This is a genomic window from Actinoplanes sp. NPDC051861 (assembly GCF_040681145.1).
GTDB lineage: Bacteria > Actinomycetota > Actinomycetes > Mycobacteriales > Micromonosporaceae > Actinoplanes.
In genome coordinates, this window is the sequence record NZ_JBFAYE010000017.1 from 141,416 (window position 1) to 155,488 (window position 14,073).

The window sequence follows — 14,073 nt, forward strand, 5'->3', positions numbered from 1 at the left end:
GCGGACCGATCCTGTCCGCCTTGGATGCGAGGGTGGACGCATGGAAGCGGAAATCGACTGGAACCGCCGGCTCGCCGATCAGTGGGAGTGGCACTGGGAGAACCAGATCAAGCCCCGGCTGGCCGGCCTGACCGACGAGGAGTACCTCTGGGAGCCGGCACCCGGCTCCTGGAACGTGCGCGGCCCGCGAGCCATCGACTGGGAGTTCCCCCAGCCGGTGCCGCCGCCGGTCACCACGATCGCCTGGCGGCTCGCCCACGTCATCGTCGGTGTCCTGGCCATGCGCAACGCGTCGCACTTCGGCGCGCCGCCGGCCGCCTACGAGACCTGGGAGTACGCGACCACCGCGGCCGGCGCGCTCGACCAGTTGGAGACACAGCTGGCGATCTGGCGCGAGGGTGTGCGAACCGCCGAGCTGGAGAAGAGACTCGGTGACACCGAGCCGTACCCGGAGCTGACGATCGCCGACCTGATCCTGCACATCCACCGCGAGCTGATCCACCACATGTCCGAGGTCAGCCTGCTGCGCGATCTCTACCAGCACACGCAAGTCAAGAACGGAGACAACGCATGAGCCGCGACTTCCAGGTCACCTTCGACGCCCACGACCCGCGAGCACTGTCGATCTTCTGGCGCGACGCGCTGGGCTACTTCATCCCCGGCCCGCCCGGCGTCGAGCTGCCCGAGGGCGCCGACCCCCTCGCCGCATGGGACCAGGCCCTGGAACGCTTCGGCGTGCCCAAGGACCAGTGGAACTCCCGGTCGGCCATCGAGGACCCCGAGGGCAGGCACCCGCGGATCTTCTTCCAGCAGGTCCCCGAGGACAAGGTCGCCAAGAACCGGCTGCACCTCGACGTCCGCGCCGCCCCCGGCCTGGACGGTGACGAGCGGATGGCCGCCCTGGAGGCCGAGTGCGAGCGGCTCGTCGCCCTCGGCGCGAAGCGGTTGTACCGGGACGAGCCCGCTCCCCCGCTCAGCGCCGGCTTCATCGTGATGGCCGACCCCGAGGGCAACGAGTTCTGCCTGGACTAGCGCCTAGGAACCGACCAGGGTCCGGTACTGCTGGGGTGTCGCGCCCCGGACCCGCTTGAACGCCACGGTCAGGGCGAACGCGTTGGCGTACCCCACCTGCCGGGCGATCGACGCCAGCGTCGCGTCGGTGTTGCGCAGCGCCTCGGCCGCCAGGTCGAGGCGCCAGTGCGTCACGTACGTCATCGGCGGCTGGCCGACCAGGTCGTTGAAGCGCCGGGCGAACGCCGCCCGGGACGCCCCGGTGGCGGCGGCCAGACCGGCCACGGTCCACTGCCGCGCCGGGTCGTCGTGAATGATCTTCAGGGCCGGGCCGACCAGGGGGTCGCCGTGCGCCCGGTACCACCCGGGAGGGTCGGCCTCCGCGCGGGCGAACCAGGCCCGCAGGGTGGCGATCAGCGCCAGGTCGAGCAGCCGGTCGAGGACCACCTGCTGACCCGGCTCGTCCCGGTTCACCTCGGTCGCGAGCAGGTCCACGATCGGCGAGCGGACCTGCTCGCGCGGCACGTGGACCAGCCGTGGCAGGGAGGCCAGCAGCCGGGCGCTGACGAAGCTGCTGACCTGGTACGTGCCGCTGGCCAGCACCGTCGAGCCCTCCGCGCGGCCGAGACGGCTCACCGCGGTCTCCTTGGCCGAGGTGGTGATGTCGACGCCGTCCAGGTCGAACAGCCGGTTGCCGGGCCGGACCCAGACCGACGGGCGGGTGCCGGGGCTGTCGGCCACCGTGTACGGCTCCGGGCCCTGAATGATCGCCACATCACCCGGCTGGAACAGGACGGGTTCACCGGAGTCCGGAACCATCCAGGCGTGGCCGCTGAACGGGATGGCCAGGGCCAGCGGCGCGCCGTCGTCGATGCGCAGGCCCCACGGCGGGTCGAGGATCGCCTGGCAGAAGGCGGCGGTGTGTGCCCGTACCCCATCGAGGAGGTCTCCCAGCGGGTCCATGAACCGCAGCGTAGACGCTCAGACATGCGATCGAGCCCGGCGAACATGGATCGTCTCACCACCTGCCATTTGACTGGAGTCATCGACCCGGACGAGCAGGAGGCATGACATGTACGCCATCACCGGAACCACCGGACACGTCGGCGGAGCGACCGCCCGAGCGCTGCGCGCCGCCGGAGAGCCGGTACGCCAGGTGGTCCGCGACGCCCGCAAGGCCGGCGCCTGGTCCGAGGCCGCGGTCGCCGACCTCACCGACCGGGCCGCGCTCGCCAAGGCGTTCGCCGGCTGCCGCGGCGCCTTCGTGCTGCTGCCCACGCTCCCGGACGGCGGCGACGCCGAGCACCGGGCGATGGGCGACGCCATCGCGGGCGCGGTCGCCGACAGCGGCATCCCGCACGTCGTGATGCTCTCCTCGTGGGGCGCCGACCTGGCCGAGGGGACCGGCCCGATCCGCTGGCTGCACCACCTGGAGAACCGGCTGCGCGGCACCGGCGCGGTGGTCACCGCGATCCGCGCTCCGCATTTCCAGGAGAAGGCCGAGGACCTGCTCGGCCCGGCCGCCGGCGCGGGTGTCTACCCGGTCTTCGCCGACACCGCCAACGTGCCGGTCCCGATGGTCGCGACCCGCGACATCGGCGAGGCGGTCGCGGCCGCCCTCACGAACCCGCCCGCCGCGAGCGAGGTCGTCGACCTGGACGCGCCGGCGTACACCGAGCGGCAGGTCGCGGAGATCCTCGGCGGCCTGCTCGGGCGCGACCTGCAGGTGGTCACCCTGCCGCAGCCGGCCTGGGCGGGCACCCTCGCGCAGGCCGGTGTCCCACCGGTGCTCGCCGGGGAACTGGTGGCCCTCTACGACGCCGGCAACCAGGGTCTGCTCGAACCGCGCGGCGACCGCCGTCAGCCCTGCACGACCGAACTCGACGAGACCCTGCGCGACGTCGTGCGGGCCGCGCGGACGTCATGAACCGCACGGTAGTGGTGACCGGCGCGACCAGCGGTCTGGGCGCGGAGGTGACGCGCGCCCTGGCCGCGGCCGGCCACCGGGTGATCATGGCGTGCCGCGACCCGGTCCGGGCCCGGACCGTAGCGGAGAGCATCGGCGGAGATCTCGAGGTACGGGCTCTCGACCTCGCCGACCTGGCCTCGGTCCGCTCGTTCGCCGCCGGTCTCGACGGCGAGGTGGACGTCCTGGTCAACAACGCGGGCGTGATGGGCGTGCCGCGAGCCACCACCGCCGACGGCTTCGAACAGCACATCGGCGTCAACCACCTGGCCGCGTTCGCGCTGACCGGCCTGCTGCTCGACCGGGTCCGCGATCGCGTCGTCACGGTCACCAGCGGCCTGCACCGGCTCGGGCGTATCTCCACCGACCTCAACTGGGAACGCCGCCGCTACCGTCGCTGGCTCGCCTACGGGCAGTCCAAGCTGGCCAATCTGCTGTTCGCGTACGAGCTGCAGCGCCGGCTGACGGCCGACGGCCGGCGGGTGATCTCGGTAGCCGCGCATCCGGGCGTCGCGGCCACCGAGGGCCAGCGACGCGACACCTCCCTGTCGGGACGGATCCTGGCCGGCGGGCGGGCACAGCCTCCGGAGGCGGGCGCGCTCCCGCTCCTGTACGCCGCGACCGCGCCCGGCGTCACCGGAGGCACCCTGATCGGGCCGGACGGCCGCCTGCAGCGCAACGGCCGCCCGGCGGTGGTCTCGTCCAGCCGCCGCTCGCACGACGCCGCGCTCGCTGCCCGGCTGTGGCACCGGTCGGCGGAACTGACCGGTGTCCACTACCTCGATCAGTGCACAGCCTGTACCGGTGCGACCCGCATCGCCCCCTGATAAACGGCGAGGACGGCGCGGGCGTAACCGTCCGCCGTGTAGTCCGCGGCGCGCATCGCGGCCCGGTCCGCCAGGTGACGGGCCCGCGCCGGGTCGTCGAGCAGGGCGCCGATGCCGCCGGCCAGGTCCGCCGCATCCGGGCCGGTGAGCAGCGCCGCGTCGTTGAGCAGCCCCTGCTGGTGGAGCACCTGGTCGACCATCACCACCGGCAGGCGGCTGTGCGCGGCCTCCAGCAGGACGAGTGCCTGGGTGTCGGTCACCGACGGGAACGCGAAGACATCGGCGGCCTGGTAGGCGGCGGCGACCTCGGTGGACGGCTGCTGACCGGCGAGCACCACACGGCCGCCGACTCCGGCACGGGCCAGCAGGCGGTTCAGCCACCGGTCCTCGTACACCGCTCCGACCAGGACCAGGCGAGCATCGGGCCGGCCGGCGGCGAGCAGGGCGAAGGCCTCGATGAGCCGGTCCACGCCCTTCTCCCGGTTGACGCGGCCGACGTAGAGGACGACACGCTCGCCGGCGCCGATGCCGTGCGCCCGGCGGAACCGCGCACCGGCACCCGGACCGGCGTCCGGCGGGTGGACGCCGGTCGGGATCACGGTGATCCGGTCGGCGTCCACCGGCAGGTCGAGGCGGGCCAGCACGGCACGGGTGGGCACGATCACCGCACCGGCGTCGCGCAGCAGCAGGCGGTTCGTGGCGTCCACGGTCGCGTGCCGTCGGGCGGCGGCCACCGCGCGGCGGCCAGGGCCGGTGACCGGGGAGGGAACGGACGGGCGGGGCAGGCCGAGCCGGTGCGCGTACAGCCGCAGGCCCGCCGAGAGCGCGACGGCCGGCACCCGGTACGCCTCGGCGTACGCGTGCAGGTCGGTGTGGTACGTCTGCACCAGCGGCACGCCCAGCACCCGCGAGGCCAGGACGCCGAGCAGCCCGCCGGGACCCGGCGTGTGCACGTGGATCAGGTCGGGCGACTCCGCCGCGATCCGGGCCAGCGCACCGGCCGCCCAGCGCTCCCGCAACAGCCACGGTGCCATCCGCAGGTCAGCGATGCCGCACGGCACCGCAGGCAGCCGCAGCAGGCCGGTCGCGTCGGGCTGTTCCCGGTGCCCGGGCACCACGGTGACGGCCTCGTGCCCGAGCTCGGTGAGGGCCGCCGTCAGAGTGCGCACCGAGGTGACGACTCCGTCGCGCCGAGGCAGGTAGGTGTCGGTGAAATGAAGCGACCGCATGGCACGGAACGGTCGGGAGTCGGCGCTACGGCAGAGTTTCCTCCGCAGATCGGGATCATGAAGATCGCATTTACGGCACGCGATGCCCCCCGAAATCACCTCGTGGCGGCCGCGTGTCACATTCCGCGCGGCGGTGGTGCTTACCTGGTTGTGAAGCAACAACTGGCCCTGCCGGCGCTCGTCCCGGCGACACAGCGAGCCGAGCGGAGGGACGGCGTGGTCCGAGGCGACCTGGAGCAGGTCTTCCGCGCGGCCTATCCGCGCGTCGTCGCGGTCGCCGCCCGGGTGCTCGGCTCGCGCACCGAGGCCGAGGACGTCGCCCAGGAGGTGTTCCTGACGTTCGGGCGCTCGGCGGTCCCGGCCGGCGAGGCGAGCGGCTGGCTCTCCGTCGCCGCGGCCCACACCGCCCTCAACCATCTGCGTACCGGCCGCCGCCGCGCCTCGCGCGAGGAGGCGGCCGGCGCCTCGCACTCCCCCGTCTCCCCGGACGTCGCCGAGACCGTCCTCGCCTCGGAGGAACGCCGCCGGGTGCGCGCCGCTCTCGCGAGGCTGCCGCGCAAACAGGCGGTCGCCCTCGTCCTGCGGCACAGCGGCCTCAGCTACGCCGAGGTCGCGGCCGCCCTCGATCTCTCCCCCGGCAGCGTCGGCACCACGGTGCGGCGCGCCGAGTCCGCCCTACGCAAGGAGTTGGGTCATGCGTCATCCCTCTGACGGCACGCTGCGGCGGCTGGTGGACGAGCCGGCCGGCGTCGCCGACACCGACCGCGAGCACGTCGCCGGTTGCGCGGTCTGCCTCTCCGCGCTGTCCGAGACGCAGCGGGACGCCGAGTTCGCGGGCGCCGCGCTGCACCACGAGGTCACCCCGGACGCCGACGCGGCCTGGCTGCGCCTGTCCGGCGCGCTTGCGGCGGGTGCTCCGGCACCGGCCGTCGACCGGGCGCCGCGGTGGCGGGCCCGGCTGAGCCGCCCGGTGATCGCGGCGGCCGCGGTGGTCGCGTTGCTCACCGGCGCCACCGCCGCCGCCGCGACGGACTGGCTGCAGATCTTCCGGACCGAGCAGATCGCCCCGGTGACCATCCGGCAGGCGGACCTGCTCCGGCTTCCCGATCTTTCCGGGTACGGGGACCTGACGCTGACCGAACCCGCCCGCATCCGCGAGGTGCCGGACGCCGCCACGGCCCGGTCCGCGACCGGCCTGTCCGTTCCGGAGGTCGGCGAGTTGCCGCGTGGCGTGTCCGGTGAGCCGACGTTCCACACCGGCGCCCGGGTGAGCGCGGAGTTCACGTTCTCCGCCGAGAAGGCCGCCGCCTCCGCGTCCGCTGCCGGGCACACGCTTCCACCGGTGCCGCCCGGCCTGGACGGCAGCCGCTTCCGGCTGACCGCCGGACCCGGTGTCGCCGCGGTGTGGTCGGAGGACCGCGGCGTCCCGGCCCTGTTCGTCGGCCGGGCCGTCGCACCCACCGCCTACTCGTCCGGCGTGCCGTTCGCGACCGCCCGCGACTACCTGCTCTCCCTGTCCGGCCTGCCCGAGGACGTGGCGAGTCAGTTGCGGCAGTTCTCCGGTGACGGCCGGACCCTGCCGGTGCACGTCATGGCCGAGGAGCTGACCAGCTCGACCGCGGACGTCAACGGGACACCCGCCACCGTGTTCGCCTCCCGCGACGAGGTCCTGGCCGCCGTGGTCTGGATCGCAGGCGGCGTGGTCACCGCCGTGGCCGGCCCGCTGAGCACCGACGAGGTGCTGACCGTCGCCCGGGGCCTGCGGTGGCAGCGGTGACGGCGGTCGGCGACGAGGCCGCGCAGCGCCTGCTCGCGGACCTGCCCGCCTCGGCCGCGGTGTGGTGCTCCGGGCTGCGCAAGCGCTACCGCAGGCGGACCGCGGTGGACGGCGTCTCGTTCACCGTGGCCCGCGGCGAGGTGATGGGCCTGCTCGGGCCGAACGGCGCCGGCAAGACCACGGTCATCAAGATGCTGCTCGGCCTGGTGCACCCGGACGACGGCGAGGTGCTTCTGCTCGGCCGCCCGGCCCGGGACCCGCGGTCGCGGGCCCGCGTCGGCTACCTCCCCGAGCTGTTCCGCTACCAGCCGTGGCTGACCGCCACCGAGGTGCTGAACCTGCACGTCCGGCTCGCCGGCGCCACGGTCCCGGACGCCGAGCGCCGCGAGTGCCTCGGGGTGGTCGGTCTCGCCGACCGCGCCGGTGACCGGGTGGGCGGTTTCTCCAAGGGCATGCAGCAGCGGCTCGGGCTGGCCGTCGCCCTGGTGGCCCGCCCGGAGTTCGTGGTGCTGGACGAGCCGACCAGCGCGCTCGACCCGATCGGCCGGGCCGACGTCCGCGACCTGCTGCTGTCGCTGCGCGAGCGCGGTGTCGCCGTGCTGCTCAACTCGCACCTGATCGGCGAGGTGGAACGGGTCTGCGACCGGGTCGTCATCCTCGACAGGGGCCGGGTCGCCGCCTCCGGGACGCTGCCCGAGCTGCTCGGCGGCCGGGAACTGCGGCTGCGCCTCGACGGGGTGTCGGCCCCGGCTCTCGCCCGGCTGCGTGTCGTCGGCGAGGTGACCGAGGCCGGGGCCGAGTTCGTCGTCACGCTCCCCGCGGAGCAGGACCCCGTCACCGTCCCGGACCTGATCGCCGATCTGGTCGCGCTCGGCGTCCGCGTGCACGCCGTCGAACCCGCGCGGGTCAGCCTCGAGGAGCGGCTCCTCGGCATCCTGCGCGCCGGACATGGAGGAGAGCAGTGACCGTTGTCCTGACCGTCGCCGGCCTGACCCTGCGGGAGGCGGCACGCCGGCGGGTGCTCCGCTCCCTGGCGGTGCTCACTGTCGTACTCCTGAGTTTGAGCGCCTGGGGTTTCTCCCGCATCGACGCCGAGTTCGGTGGTCTCACCAGCGGTGAGTCCCGCCTGGCCGCCGCCATGGTCCTCAACCTGGTGATGTTCGGCCTCAGCCTGATCGCCGCCCTGGGCACCGCGTTCCTCGCCGGGCCGACGGTGGCCGGTGAGATCGAGTCCGGAATCAGCCTCGCCGTGCTGGGCCGCCCGGTACGCCGCTCCGCCGTCCTGCTCGGCAAGTGGCTCGGCCTGGTCGGCTTCGGCAGCGGCTTCATCGCGATCGCCGGTCTCGCCCTGCTGCTGATCGTCCGCGCCACGGTCGGGTACTGGCCGCCGCAGCCGGTCACCGGGCTGGCACTGCTCGCCGCGCAGGCCACCACACTGCTCACCCTGGGCCTGCTGCTGTCGACGGTGATCTCGCCGATGGCCTCGGGCGTCGTGGCGGTCGGCCTGTTCGGCGCCACCTGGATCGCCGGCGTGGTCGGCAACGTCGGCGTCGCCCTGCACAACGAGAGCGTGGAGCGCATCGGCACGGTCTCGCAGATCCTGCTGCCGACCGACGGCCTGTGGCGCGGCGCCATGCGGGCGTTTCAGGACCCGAGCCTGTTCGCGCAGTTCGAGCAGGCGTTCAAGGCGCACCCGTTCCTGAGCGTCTCGTCGCTCACCGCGTCCTATCTGGCCTGGACGGGCGTGTGGGTGCTGCTGGTGCTGGGCCTGGCCGGCGTCGCCTTCCAGCGGCGCGACCTATAGCGCGGCGGGTATCGCCACGCGGCGCACGCTCCAGTCGAAGGAGCCCTCGCAGAGCACCGTCCCGGCCTCGCCGGTGACGCACGCCGCGGTGGTGAACCGGGCCCGCGACTCCTCGCCGTCGTAGACAGCGGCGAGGAGCCCGCGGGCCTCCTCGGATAGCGCGCAGGTGGCGACCAGCCGGCCCCGGGCCGGTGCGAGGAAGCGCATCGAGGCGGCCGTGCCGAGCGGCACGACGCCCTCGAACGCGCTCTCGCTGGGGCAGGCCGAGATGATCGCGGCCAGACCGGCCGCGTCAACGAGCGTGATCAGGCCGCTGGAGTGCAGCGAGCCGATGACGTTGCGGAACCGCAGGGGCACGTGCACCGCCACCTCACCGACACCGTCGGCGGCGCGCAGAACTTCGAGCCCGAGCATCTGATGCGCCGGAACAGGGCCGAGCAACGAGCGGGCCAGGCCGGTCGCGTCCATCCTCCGAGTCTCATCGGGTGAGATGAACAGCGTCTGGCCGTCCGGAGACCGTCAGTGGACGGAAAGGCCCACGACCGACAGCAGTTCCAGCTTCTCGGCGCTCTCACTGCCCGGTGAAGCCGTATAAACCACCAGCTGCTGTGACATGTCAGGATCGATCAGCCGCTGGCAGTTCAGCTCCAGCAGCCCGACCGACGGGTGCACGAGACGCTTGGCGGCACAGTACGGCCCCGGCACCGGCTGCTCACGCCAGAGCGCCGCGAACTCCGCGCTCGACGCCAGCAGCACCTCGACGATCTCCCCCGCGCGAGGGTGCTTCCCGAACGATCCCAGCAGGTCGGCCACGACGACCCGGCTGTGCTCGTCCCGGTCCTCGGCGGGGTGGAGCAGCCTGGTGGACGGGTCGGCGAACCACCGGTAGTGGAAGCTGCGGGCCAGGCCCGTGTGGACTCTCTCGTCACCGAGCAGCGCCACCGACAGCCGCGTCTGCAGCAGGGTCTCGCCGAGCGGGGACACCACCTGCGCGGCGGCGTCCCGAAGCCCGTCGAAGATCCGCAGCATCCCCGGGTTGACGTGCGAGGAGTCCACGGTCCGGCTCGGCGTCACGTACCCGGCGAGCCGGAACAGGTGGTCGCGCTCCTCCAGCGACAGCCGCAGCCCCCGAGCGAGCGCCGCGAGCATCTGCGCCGACGGTTGCGGCCCCCGCGGCTGTTCGAGCCGGGTGTAGTAGTCGATCGACATGTCGCTGAGCACCGCGACCTCCTCACGGCGCAGTCCGCGGGTCCGCCGCCGCTGCCCGCGCGGCAGGCCCACGTCCTCCGGCTGCAGCGCCTCCCGGCGGCTCCGCAGGTACTCAGCCAGCCGTGCGCGATCCATGGACCAGTTCCTCGGAGATCTGCCACAGACGCGCGGCCGCCGCCGGTTCCGCCGACCGGTAGAGCCTCAGCTCCGCCGGGCCGCCGGTGAACTGACCTATCCCGTCCGGCCCGTAGAGCCGGCCGCCCGCCGCCCGCGCGTCGGCCGCCGCGAACAGCACCGGCAGCACCCCGCGCTCGACACCCTGCACCAGCACGCCCCACCGCGCCAGCCGCGCCATGATCGCCTCATGCGGCGCCGGGCGCGCCCGGCCCAGGTTCGGCCCGGCCGCGTACAGCCCGGTGAGCGTGGTGCCGGGATGCGCCGCGTTGCTCACGATCTCCGGCTCCCGCCGGTCCAGCTCGAGGGCGAACAGCAGGTTCGCCAGCTTCGACTGCCCGTAGGCGCGCACTGCCGCGTACTTTCGCGCACTCTGCAGATCATCCCAGTTCAGCCGCGACTGCCGGGCCGCACTGCTGGTAACCGTCGTCACCCGGGCGTTGCCGGCGCGCAGCAGCGGCAGCAGCCCCGTGGTCAGCGCGAAATGCCCCACATGGTTGGTCCCGAACTGCAGCTCCAGCCCGTCGGCGGTCTCGTGCCGCGTGGCCGGCGCCATCACACCGGCATTGTTGATCAGCAGGTGGATGGGGCGGCCCTCGGCCAGGAGATCCCCGGTCAGGGCCGCCACCGACGCCCGCGACGCCAGGTCCAGCGGCCGTGGCGCCACGCGAGCACCGCTCACCTCACCCCGGATGCGGCGAGCGGCGGCTTCGCCTTTTCGCTCATCGCGTACGCCAAGAAGCACTTCCGCCCCCGCGGAGGCCAACCGCATCGCCAGGCCCAGCCCGAGTCCCCCGCTCGCACCCGTCACCAGCGCGAGCCGCCCGCTCAGATCGGGCACCGTCAGTGTCATTCTCTTCACGCCTCAAGGCTGACGCGGGCGACGCAGCGCAACCATGGTGTGCCGTGACAAGGCTCAGGCGGGCGGATCGGCGGGTTTCGGCCGGGGAACCACATCTGACCCGCTCCCGTCCGATCCGGATGCGCCGCGCCGGACTTCTCGCCGTCCTCCTCTCACTCGGCCTGCTCACGGGCTCGGCGCCGCTGGTCATCGGGCCGCCGGCACCGGAGCCGCCGTCGGACCCGGCGGCGCCGGCGCTCCGGCTGACCCTGTTGCGCAGCATGGTCGGGCCGGTCGAGCAGGCGGTCCCGCCGCGGTTCACGCTCTACGGCGGCGGCCGGGTGGTCGCCGGGGACGCCACCCGGACGAGGGTGTTCACGCTCTCCCCGGATCAGTACCGGCGCGTCTACCGGCTCGCGCACTCCGCCGGGCTCGCGCGGTCCCGCCACCTTCCCGAGCCGGGGATGACCACGGACGGAACGCTGCTGATCGCGGACCTGTGGTCGGGCGGCCGGCCGCACACGACGACGGCGGTCTCCCTGGGGCGTGGCACGGAGACGGGACAGCGCCGCCGGCTCGCCGAGTTCTGCACGGCTGTCCAGCGGCTGCGGCCTGACCTCCCGCTCGGGCTCGCGTTCGAGCTCAGGTGAAGGATCAGATGAGGGCTCAGGTCAACCGGATCGTGGCCAGGCCGGCGGCGACCAGCAGGCCCATGCCGTTGGTGGCCCAGTGCAGGGCCGCCGCGGCGAGGAGGCTGCCGCTGCGGCGCCGGAGTTCGCACAGCAGCAGGCCGGCCACGGCGGTGAACGCGACGGCGCCGAGCACCGCGAGCATCTGGCCGGCGAAGTCGGTGCCGAGCACCGAGCCGACCGCCTTGTTGGCCTCGGCGAGGCGCAGCGACGGCAGGATGTGCCAGAGACCGAACAGCACCGATGAGGTGACGCTGGCCCACGCCGCGCCGCGGTGGCGGTTGACCAGCCCGAGGAGCACGCCGCGGAAGGCGACCTCCTCCAGCAGGACGGTGCCGAGGGGCACCACGACGAAGGCGGTGGTCAGGGCGGCGCTGAGGTGCAGGTGGTAGCGGACGTCCTGGAAGGCGGGACGGGTCGCCGGAACGGCCGCGCCGATCGCGTAGACGATCCCGACCGCCAGCACCGCGCCGATCGCGTACTTCAGGCCCGGCAGCAGAGTGCGCCGGGACAGCCCGAGGTCGTGCCAGGTCAGGCCGGTGCGCCGCCCGAGCAGGATCAGCCCCAGCGCCACCAGCGGACCGGCCACCAGACCGGTGTGCGGCGGGCCGTACTTGTTGGCGACGTTGACGACCACCAAGATCATCAGAACGGCGCCGAGGACGAGCCAGAGCCGCCGCCGGGACAGCTGACGGGCTGGACTGATCAAGGTAGGCGTACGGTCGGACACGAGGACAAGACGCTACCCGCCAGATTGCCAAGATCCCGGCAAACCTGACTTTCTGTGACGCTCAACTCGTCACCCTCCGGAGTGAACCGGCTCCCCTCAACCGCCCGGATAACAGTTGATCATTGGAGCCACAACCAACGATCACTGAGAGGTTCCTGTAGATCAGTTTCGCCGAACGGCTGCGATCTACTGTAGTAAGTTGGTCGAAATTCTTGTAAACTCCCGCGCAACATGTGTTCCCCCGACTGCGCCGGTTAAGGACAATGTTCAATCGCACTGTCATGTTCGCCAAGCAGAACGCACCCGAGAACACCCGGGTCGCGTTCCGTCGCATAATGCAGGAGGCGCACAACACGCGCCTGCGGCTCACCGTTCCGGTGAGCGAACACTGTGAGTTCACGAATATCTATCATTGCGCAGTGCGCAAAACCGCGAGCCAGTGGATCAAAGAGCTGTTCAGCGATCCGATCGTCTACAGACATTCGGGTTTGCTGACCTACGACCCCCGGTTCACCAACTGGAGCCACCCGCAGGTCTGCCCGCCGAACCGGATCGCCCTGTCGCTGTTCTTCCCGCGCCGGCGGTTCGACCGGATCGAGAAGCCGGAGAAGCACCGCGCATTCTTCGTCTACCGCGATCCACGCGATCTCCTGGTCTCCAGCTATTTCTCGACACGCAATTCCCACGCACCGATGGGCGACGTCCTCGAGGTCCGCAAGGTGCTGCACGAGAAATCGAAGAAGGACGGCCTGATCTACCTGGTCGACCACCTCGCCGGAAAAAACACCTTCAAGGCGATCCGCTCGTGGGTGACCGCACCGGAATCGGAGAACGTGCGCCTTTTCCGCTACGAGGATCTGATCGGTGAACAGCAGGCGGAACAGGTCGACAGGCTGATGCGGCACTGCGGAATCACGATTCCGGAGCCGGAGCTGGGAACGCTCCTGTCGCGTTACAGCTTCTCCCGGATGAACGATCGCAAGTCCGCCGGATCGGTCTCGCACTACCGCAAGGGCGAGCCCGGCGACTGGCGCAACCACTTCGACGACGACATCGCCGAGGCGTTCACGGCGGCCACCGGCAACCTGATCGAGCTTCTCGGTTACCCGTCGACGTCCAAGGTTCTCCACGGCTGAGCGGAGGGCCGGTGAGGCGAGCTCGCCGGCCCCTTTCGCGCGTTCAGCACGGCCCACCGGGCCATCAGCAGCACGGTGACCACCTCGGCCAGCCCGAGGAGCCGTTCCACGCCGCCCAGCGGGATCGCCCGCCACCAGCGCACCCCGGTCCACGGCTCGGAGATCAGCGCCCACAGGATCGGCGTGAAGCAGAGCAGCGACACCACCCCGCCGATCACCACCGCGGCCGCCGCGCCGCGGGATCCCGGCCGCCGCAGCCCCGGCACCCCGGCCGCCAGTGCCGCCACCGGCAGGCTCAGGAACGCCAGCAGGCTCGCCACCCGGTGCACGTCACCACCGACCGACGGCCCGGCCGCCCAGTTGTGCTTCTCGAAGACCACCACGCCGACGAGCCCGGCCACCCAGAGCCCGAGCGCCACGGCCGCGCCCGACCGCGCCCGGACCACCCCGGCCCGGACCAGGCCCGCCAGCACCGCCGCCGATCCGGCCGCGAGCAGCAGCGTCGCGAGGTCGAAGGCCCAGCCGTTGTCCAGCAGCGCGTACTGGCTCAGCGTCCGCCGCTCCCAGTCCAGCAGTGACGAGGGCGGCGCGACGTGCAGCCAGGCGAACAGTGCCAGGCACGCCGTCACGCAGGCCACACCCAGACCGGCGAGATGACGAGGGATCACCCGGCGAAGACT

At 72.6% G+C, this 14,073-nt stretch carries 17 protein-coding genes; 10 read left to right on the plus strand and 7 right to left on the minus strand.

What is annotated here, in order from left to right:
- Nucleotides 1-40 precede the first annotated feature (40 nt).
- Both AB0M02_RS33710 and AB0M02_RS33715 read left to right on the plus strand, forming a co-directional pair.
- On the plus strand, nt 41-574 hold the full coding sequence (locus tag AB0M02_RS33710; RefSeq protein ID WP_364234366.1) for a DinB family protein: 534 nt from the start codon (nt 41-43) through the stop codon (nt 572-574).
- The gene (locus tag AB0M02_RS33715; RefSeq protein ID WP_364234368.1) at nt 571-1,032 is read left to right on the plus strand and encodes a VOC family protein; all 462 of its coding nucleotides are present in this window, start codon (nt 571-573) and stop codon (nt 1,030-1,032) included. The genes AB0M02_RS33710 and AB0M02_RS33715 overlap by 4 nt, the downstream gene beginning before the upstream one ends.
- Nucleotides 1,033-1,035: 3 nt before the next feature.
- Here the strand turns inward: AB0M02_RS33715 and AB0M02_RS33720 are convergent, their stop codons facing one another.
- Nucleotides 1,036-1,974: an AraC family transcriptional regulator gene (locus AB0M02_RS33720; protein WP_364234371.1), complete on the minus strand. Its 939-nt coding sequence runs from the start codon at nt 1,972-1,974 to the stop codon at nt 1,036-1,038.
- Nucleotides 1,975-2,083: 109 nt separating this feature from the next.
- Between AB0M02_RS33720 and AB0M02_RS33725 the strand changes: the two genes are divergently transcribed.
- Both AB0M02_RS33725 and AB0M02_RS33730 read left to right on the plus strand, forming a co-directional pair.
- Nucleotides 2,084-2,938, plus strand: a complete 855-nt coding sequence (locus tag AB0M02_RS33725; RefSeq protein ID WP_364234373.1) for an NmrA family NAD(P)-binding protein — start codon at nt 2,084-2,086, stop codon at nt 2,936-2,938.
- The gene (locus tag AB0M02_RS33730; protein WP_364234374.1) at nt 2,935-3,804 is read left to right on the plus strand and encodes an oxidoreductase; all 870 of its coding nucleotides are present in this window, start codon (nt 2,935-2,937) and stop codon (nt 3,802-3,804) included. The genes AB0M02_RS33725 and AB0M02_RS33730 overlap by 4 nt, the downstream gene beginning before the upstream one ends.
- Here the strand turns inward: AB0M02_RS33730 and AB0M02_RS33735 are convergent.
- Nucleotides 3,762-5,033, minus strand: coding sequence for a glycosyltransferase (locus tag AB0M02_RS33735; RefSeq protein WP_364234377.1), 1,272 nt, complete (start codon nt 5,031-5,033; stop codon nt 3,762-3,764). The two genes, AB0M02_RS33730 and AB0M02_RS33735, sit on opposite strands and share 43 nt — an antisense overlap.
- Nucleotides 5,034-5,183: 150 nt before the next feature.
- Between AB0M02_RS33735 and AB0M02_RS33740 the strand changes: the two genes are divergently transcribed.
- From AB0M02_RS33740 to AB0M02_RS33755, 4 genes are read left to right on the plus strand one after another with little or no spacing between them, the layout of a single operon-like run.
- Nucleotides 5,184-5,744 carry a sigma-70 family RNA polymerase sigma factor gene (locus tag AB0M02_RS33740; RefSeq protein WP_364234380.1) on the plus strand — a complete coding sequence of 187 codons (561 nt, stop codon included), beginning with the start codon at nt 5,184-5,186 and terminating at the stop codon, nt 5,742-5,744.
- Complete coding sequence (locus AB0M02_RS33745) at nt 5,728-6,810, plus strand: hypothetical protein (RefSeq protein ID WP_364234382.1); 1,083 nt, start codon at nt 5,728-5,730, stop codon at nt 6,808-6,810. The genes AB0M02_RS33740 and AB0M02_RS33745 overlap by 17 nt, the downstream gene beginning before the upstream one ends.
- Complete coding sequence (locus AB0M02_RS33750; protein WP_364234385.1) at nt 6,798-7,775, plus strand: ABC transporter ATP-binding protein; 978 nt, start codon at nt 6,798-6,800, stop codon at nt 7,773-7,775. The genes AB0M02_RS33745 and AB0M02_RS33750 overlap by 13 nt, the downstream gene beginning before the upstream one ends.
- Entirely contained in the window at nt 7,772-8,614 is an 843-nt protein-coding gene (locus AB0M02_RS33755; protein ID WP_364234388.1) for an ABC transporter permease subunit, read from the plus strand. The genes AB0M02_RS33750 and AB0M02_RS33755 overlap by 4 nt, the downstream gene beginning before the upstream one ends.
- Here AB0M02_RS33755 and AB0M02_RS33760 read toward each other — a convergent pair.
- From AB0M02_RS33760 to AB0M02_RS33770, 3 genes are read right to left on the minus strand one after another with little or no spacing between them, the layout of a single operon-like run.
- Nucleotides 8,609-9,082, minus strand: a complete 474-nt coding sequence (locus tag AB0M02_RS33760) for a DUF4442 domain-containing protein (protein WP_364234390.1) — start codon at nt 9,080-9,082, stop codon at nt 8,609-8,611. The two genes, AB0M02_RS33755 and AB0M02_RS33760, sit on opposite strands and share 6 nt — an antisense overlap.
- Nucleotides 9,083-9,133: 51 nt before the next feature.
- Nucleotides 9,134-9,958, minus strand: a complete 825-nt coding sequence (locus tag AB0M02_RS33765; RefSeq protein WP_364234392.1) for a helix-turn-helix transcriptional regulator — start codon at nt 9,956-9,958, stop codon at nt 9,134-9,136.
- Nucleotides 9,936-10,850, minus strand: a complete 915-nt coding sequence (locus tag AB0M02_RS33770; protein WP_364234502.1) for an SDR family oxidoreductase — start codon at nt 10,848-10,850, stop codon at nt 9,936-9,938. The genes AB0M02_RS33765 and AB0M02_RS33770 overlap by 23 nt, the downstream gene beginning before the upstream one ends.
- A 53-nt stretch (nt 10,851-10,903) precedes the next feature.
- Here AB0M02_RS33770 and AB0M02_RS33775 point away from each other — a divergent pair, with 53 nt between their 5' ends.
- Nucleotides 10,904-11,488 (plus strand): hypothetical protein, encoded by a 585-nt coding sequence (locus AB0M02_RS33775; protein WP_364234395.1) that lies wholly within the window; start codon nt 10,904-10,906, stop codon nt 11,486-11,488.
- A gap of 16 nt (nt 11,489-11,504) precedes the next feature.
- Here the strand turns inward: AB0M02_RS33775 and AB0M02_RS33780 are convergent, their stop codons facing one another.
- Nucleotides 11,505-12,236, minus strand: a complete 732-nt coding sequence (locus AB0M02_RS33780) for a type II CAAX endopeptidase family protein (RefSeq protein ID WP_364234397.1) — start codon at nt 12,234-12,236, stop codon at nt 11,505-11,507.
- Nucleotides 12,237-12,520: 284 nt separating this feature from the next.
- On the opposite strand from AB0M02_RS33780, the gene AB0M02_RS33785 reads away from it, so the two are divergent.
- On the plus strand, nt 12,521-13,393 hold the full coding sequence (locus tag AB0M02_RS33785; protein WP_364234503.1) for a sulfotransferase domain-containing protein: 873 nt from the start codon (nt 12,521-12,523) through the stop codon (nt 13,391-13,393).
- Here the strand turns inward: AB0M02_RS33785 and AB0M02_RS33790 are convergent.
- Nucleotides 13,360-14,061 carry a DUF998 domain-containing protein gene (locus tag AB0M02_RS33790; RefSeq protein WP_364234400.1) on the minus strand — a complete coding sequence of 234 codons (702 nt, stop codon included), beginning with the start codon at nt 14,059-14,061 and terminating at the stop codon, nt 13,360-13,362. The genes AB0M02_RS33785 and AB0M02_RS33790 overlap by 34 nt on opposite strands.
- Nucleotides 14,062-14,073: the final 12 nt, after the last annotated feature.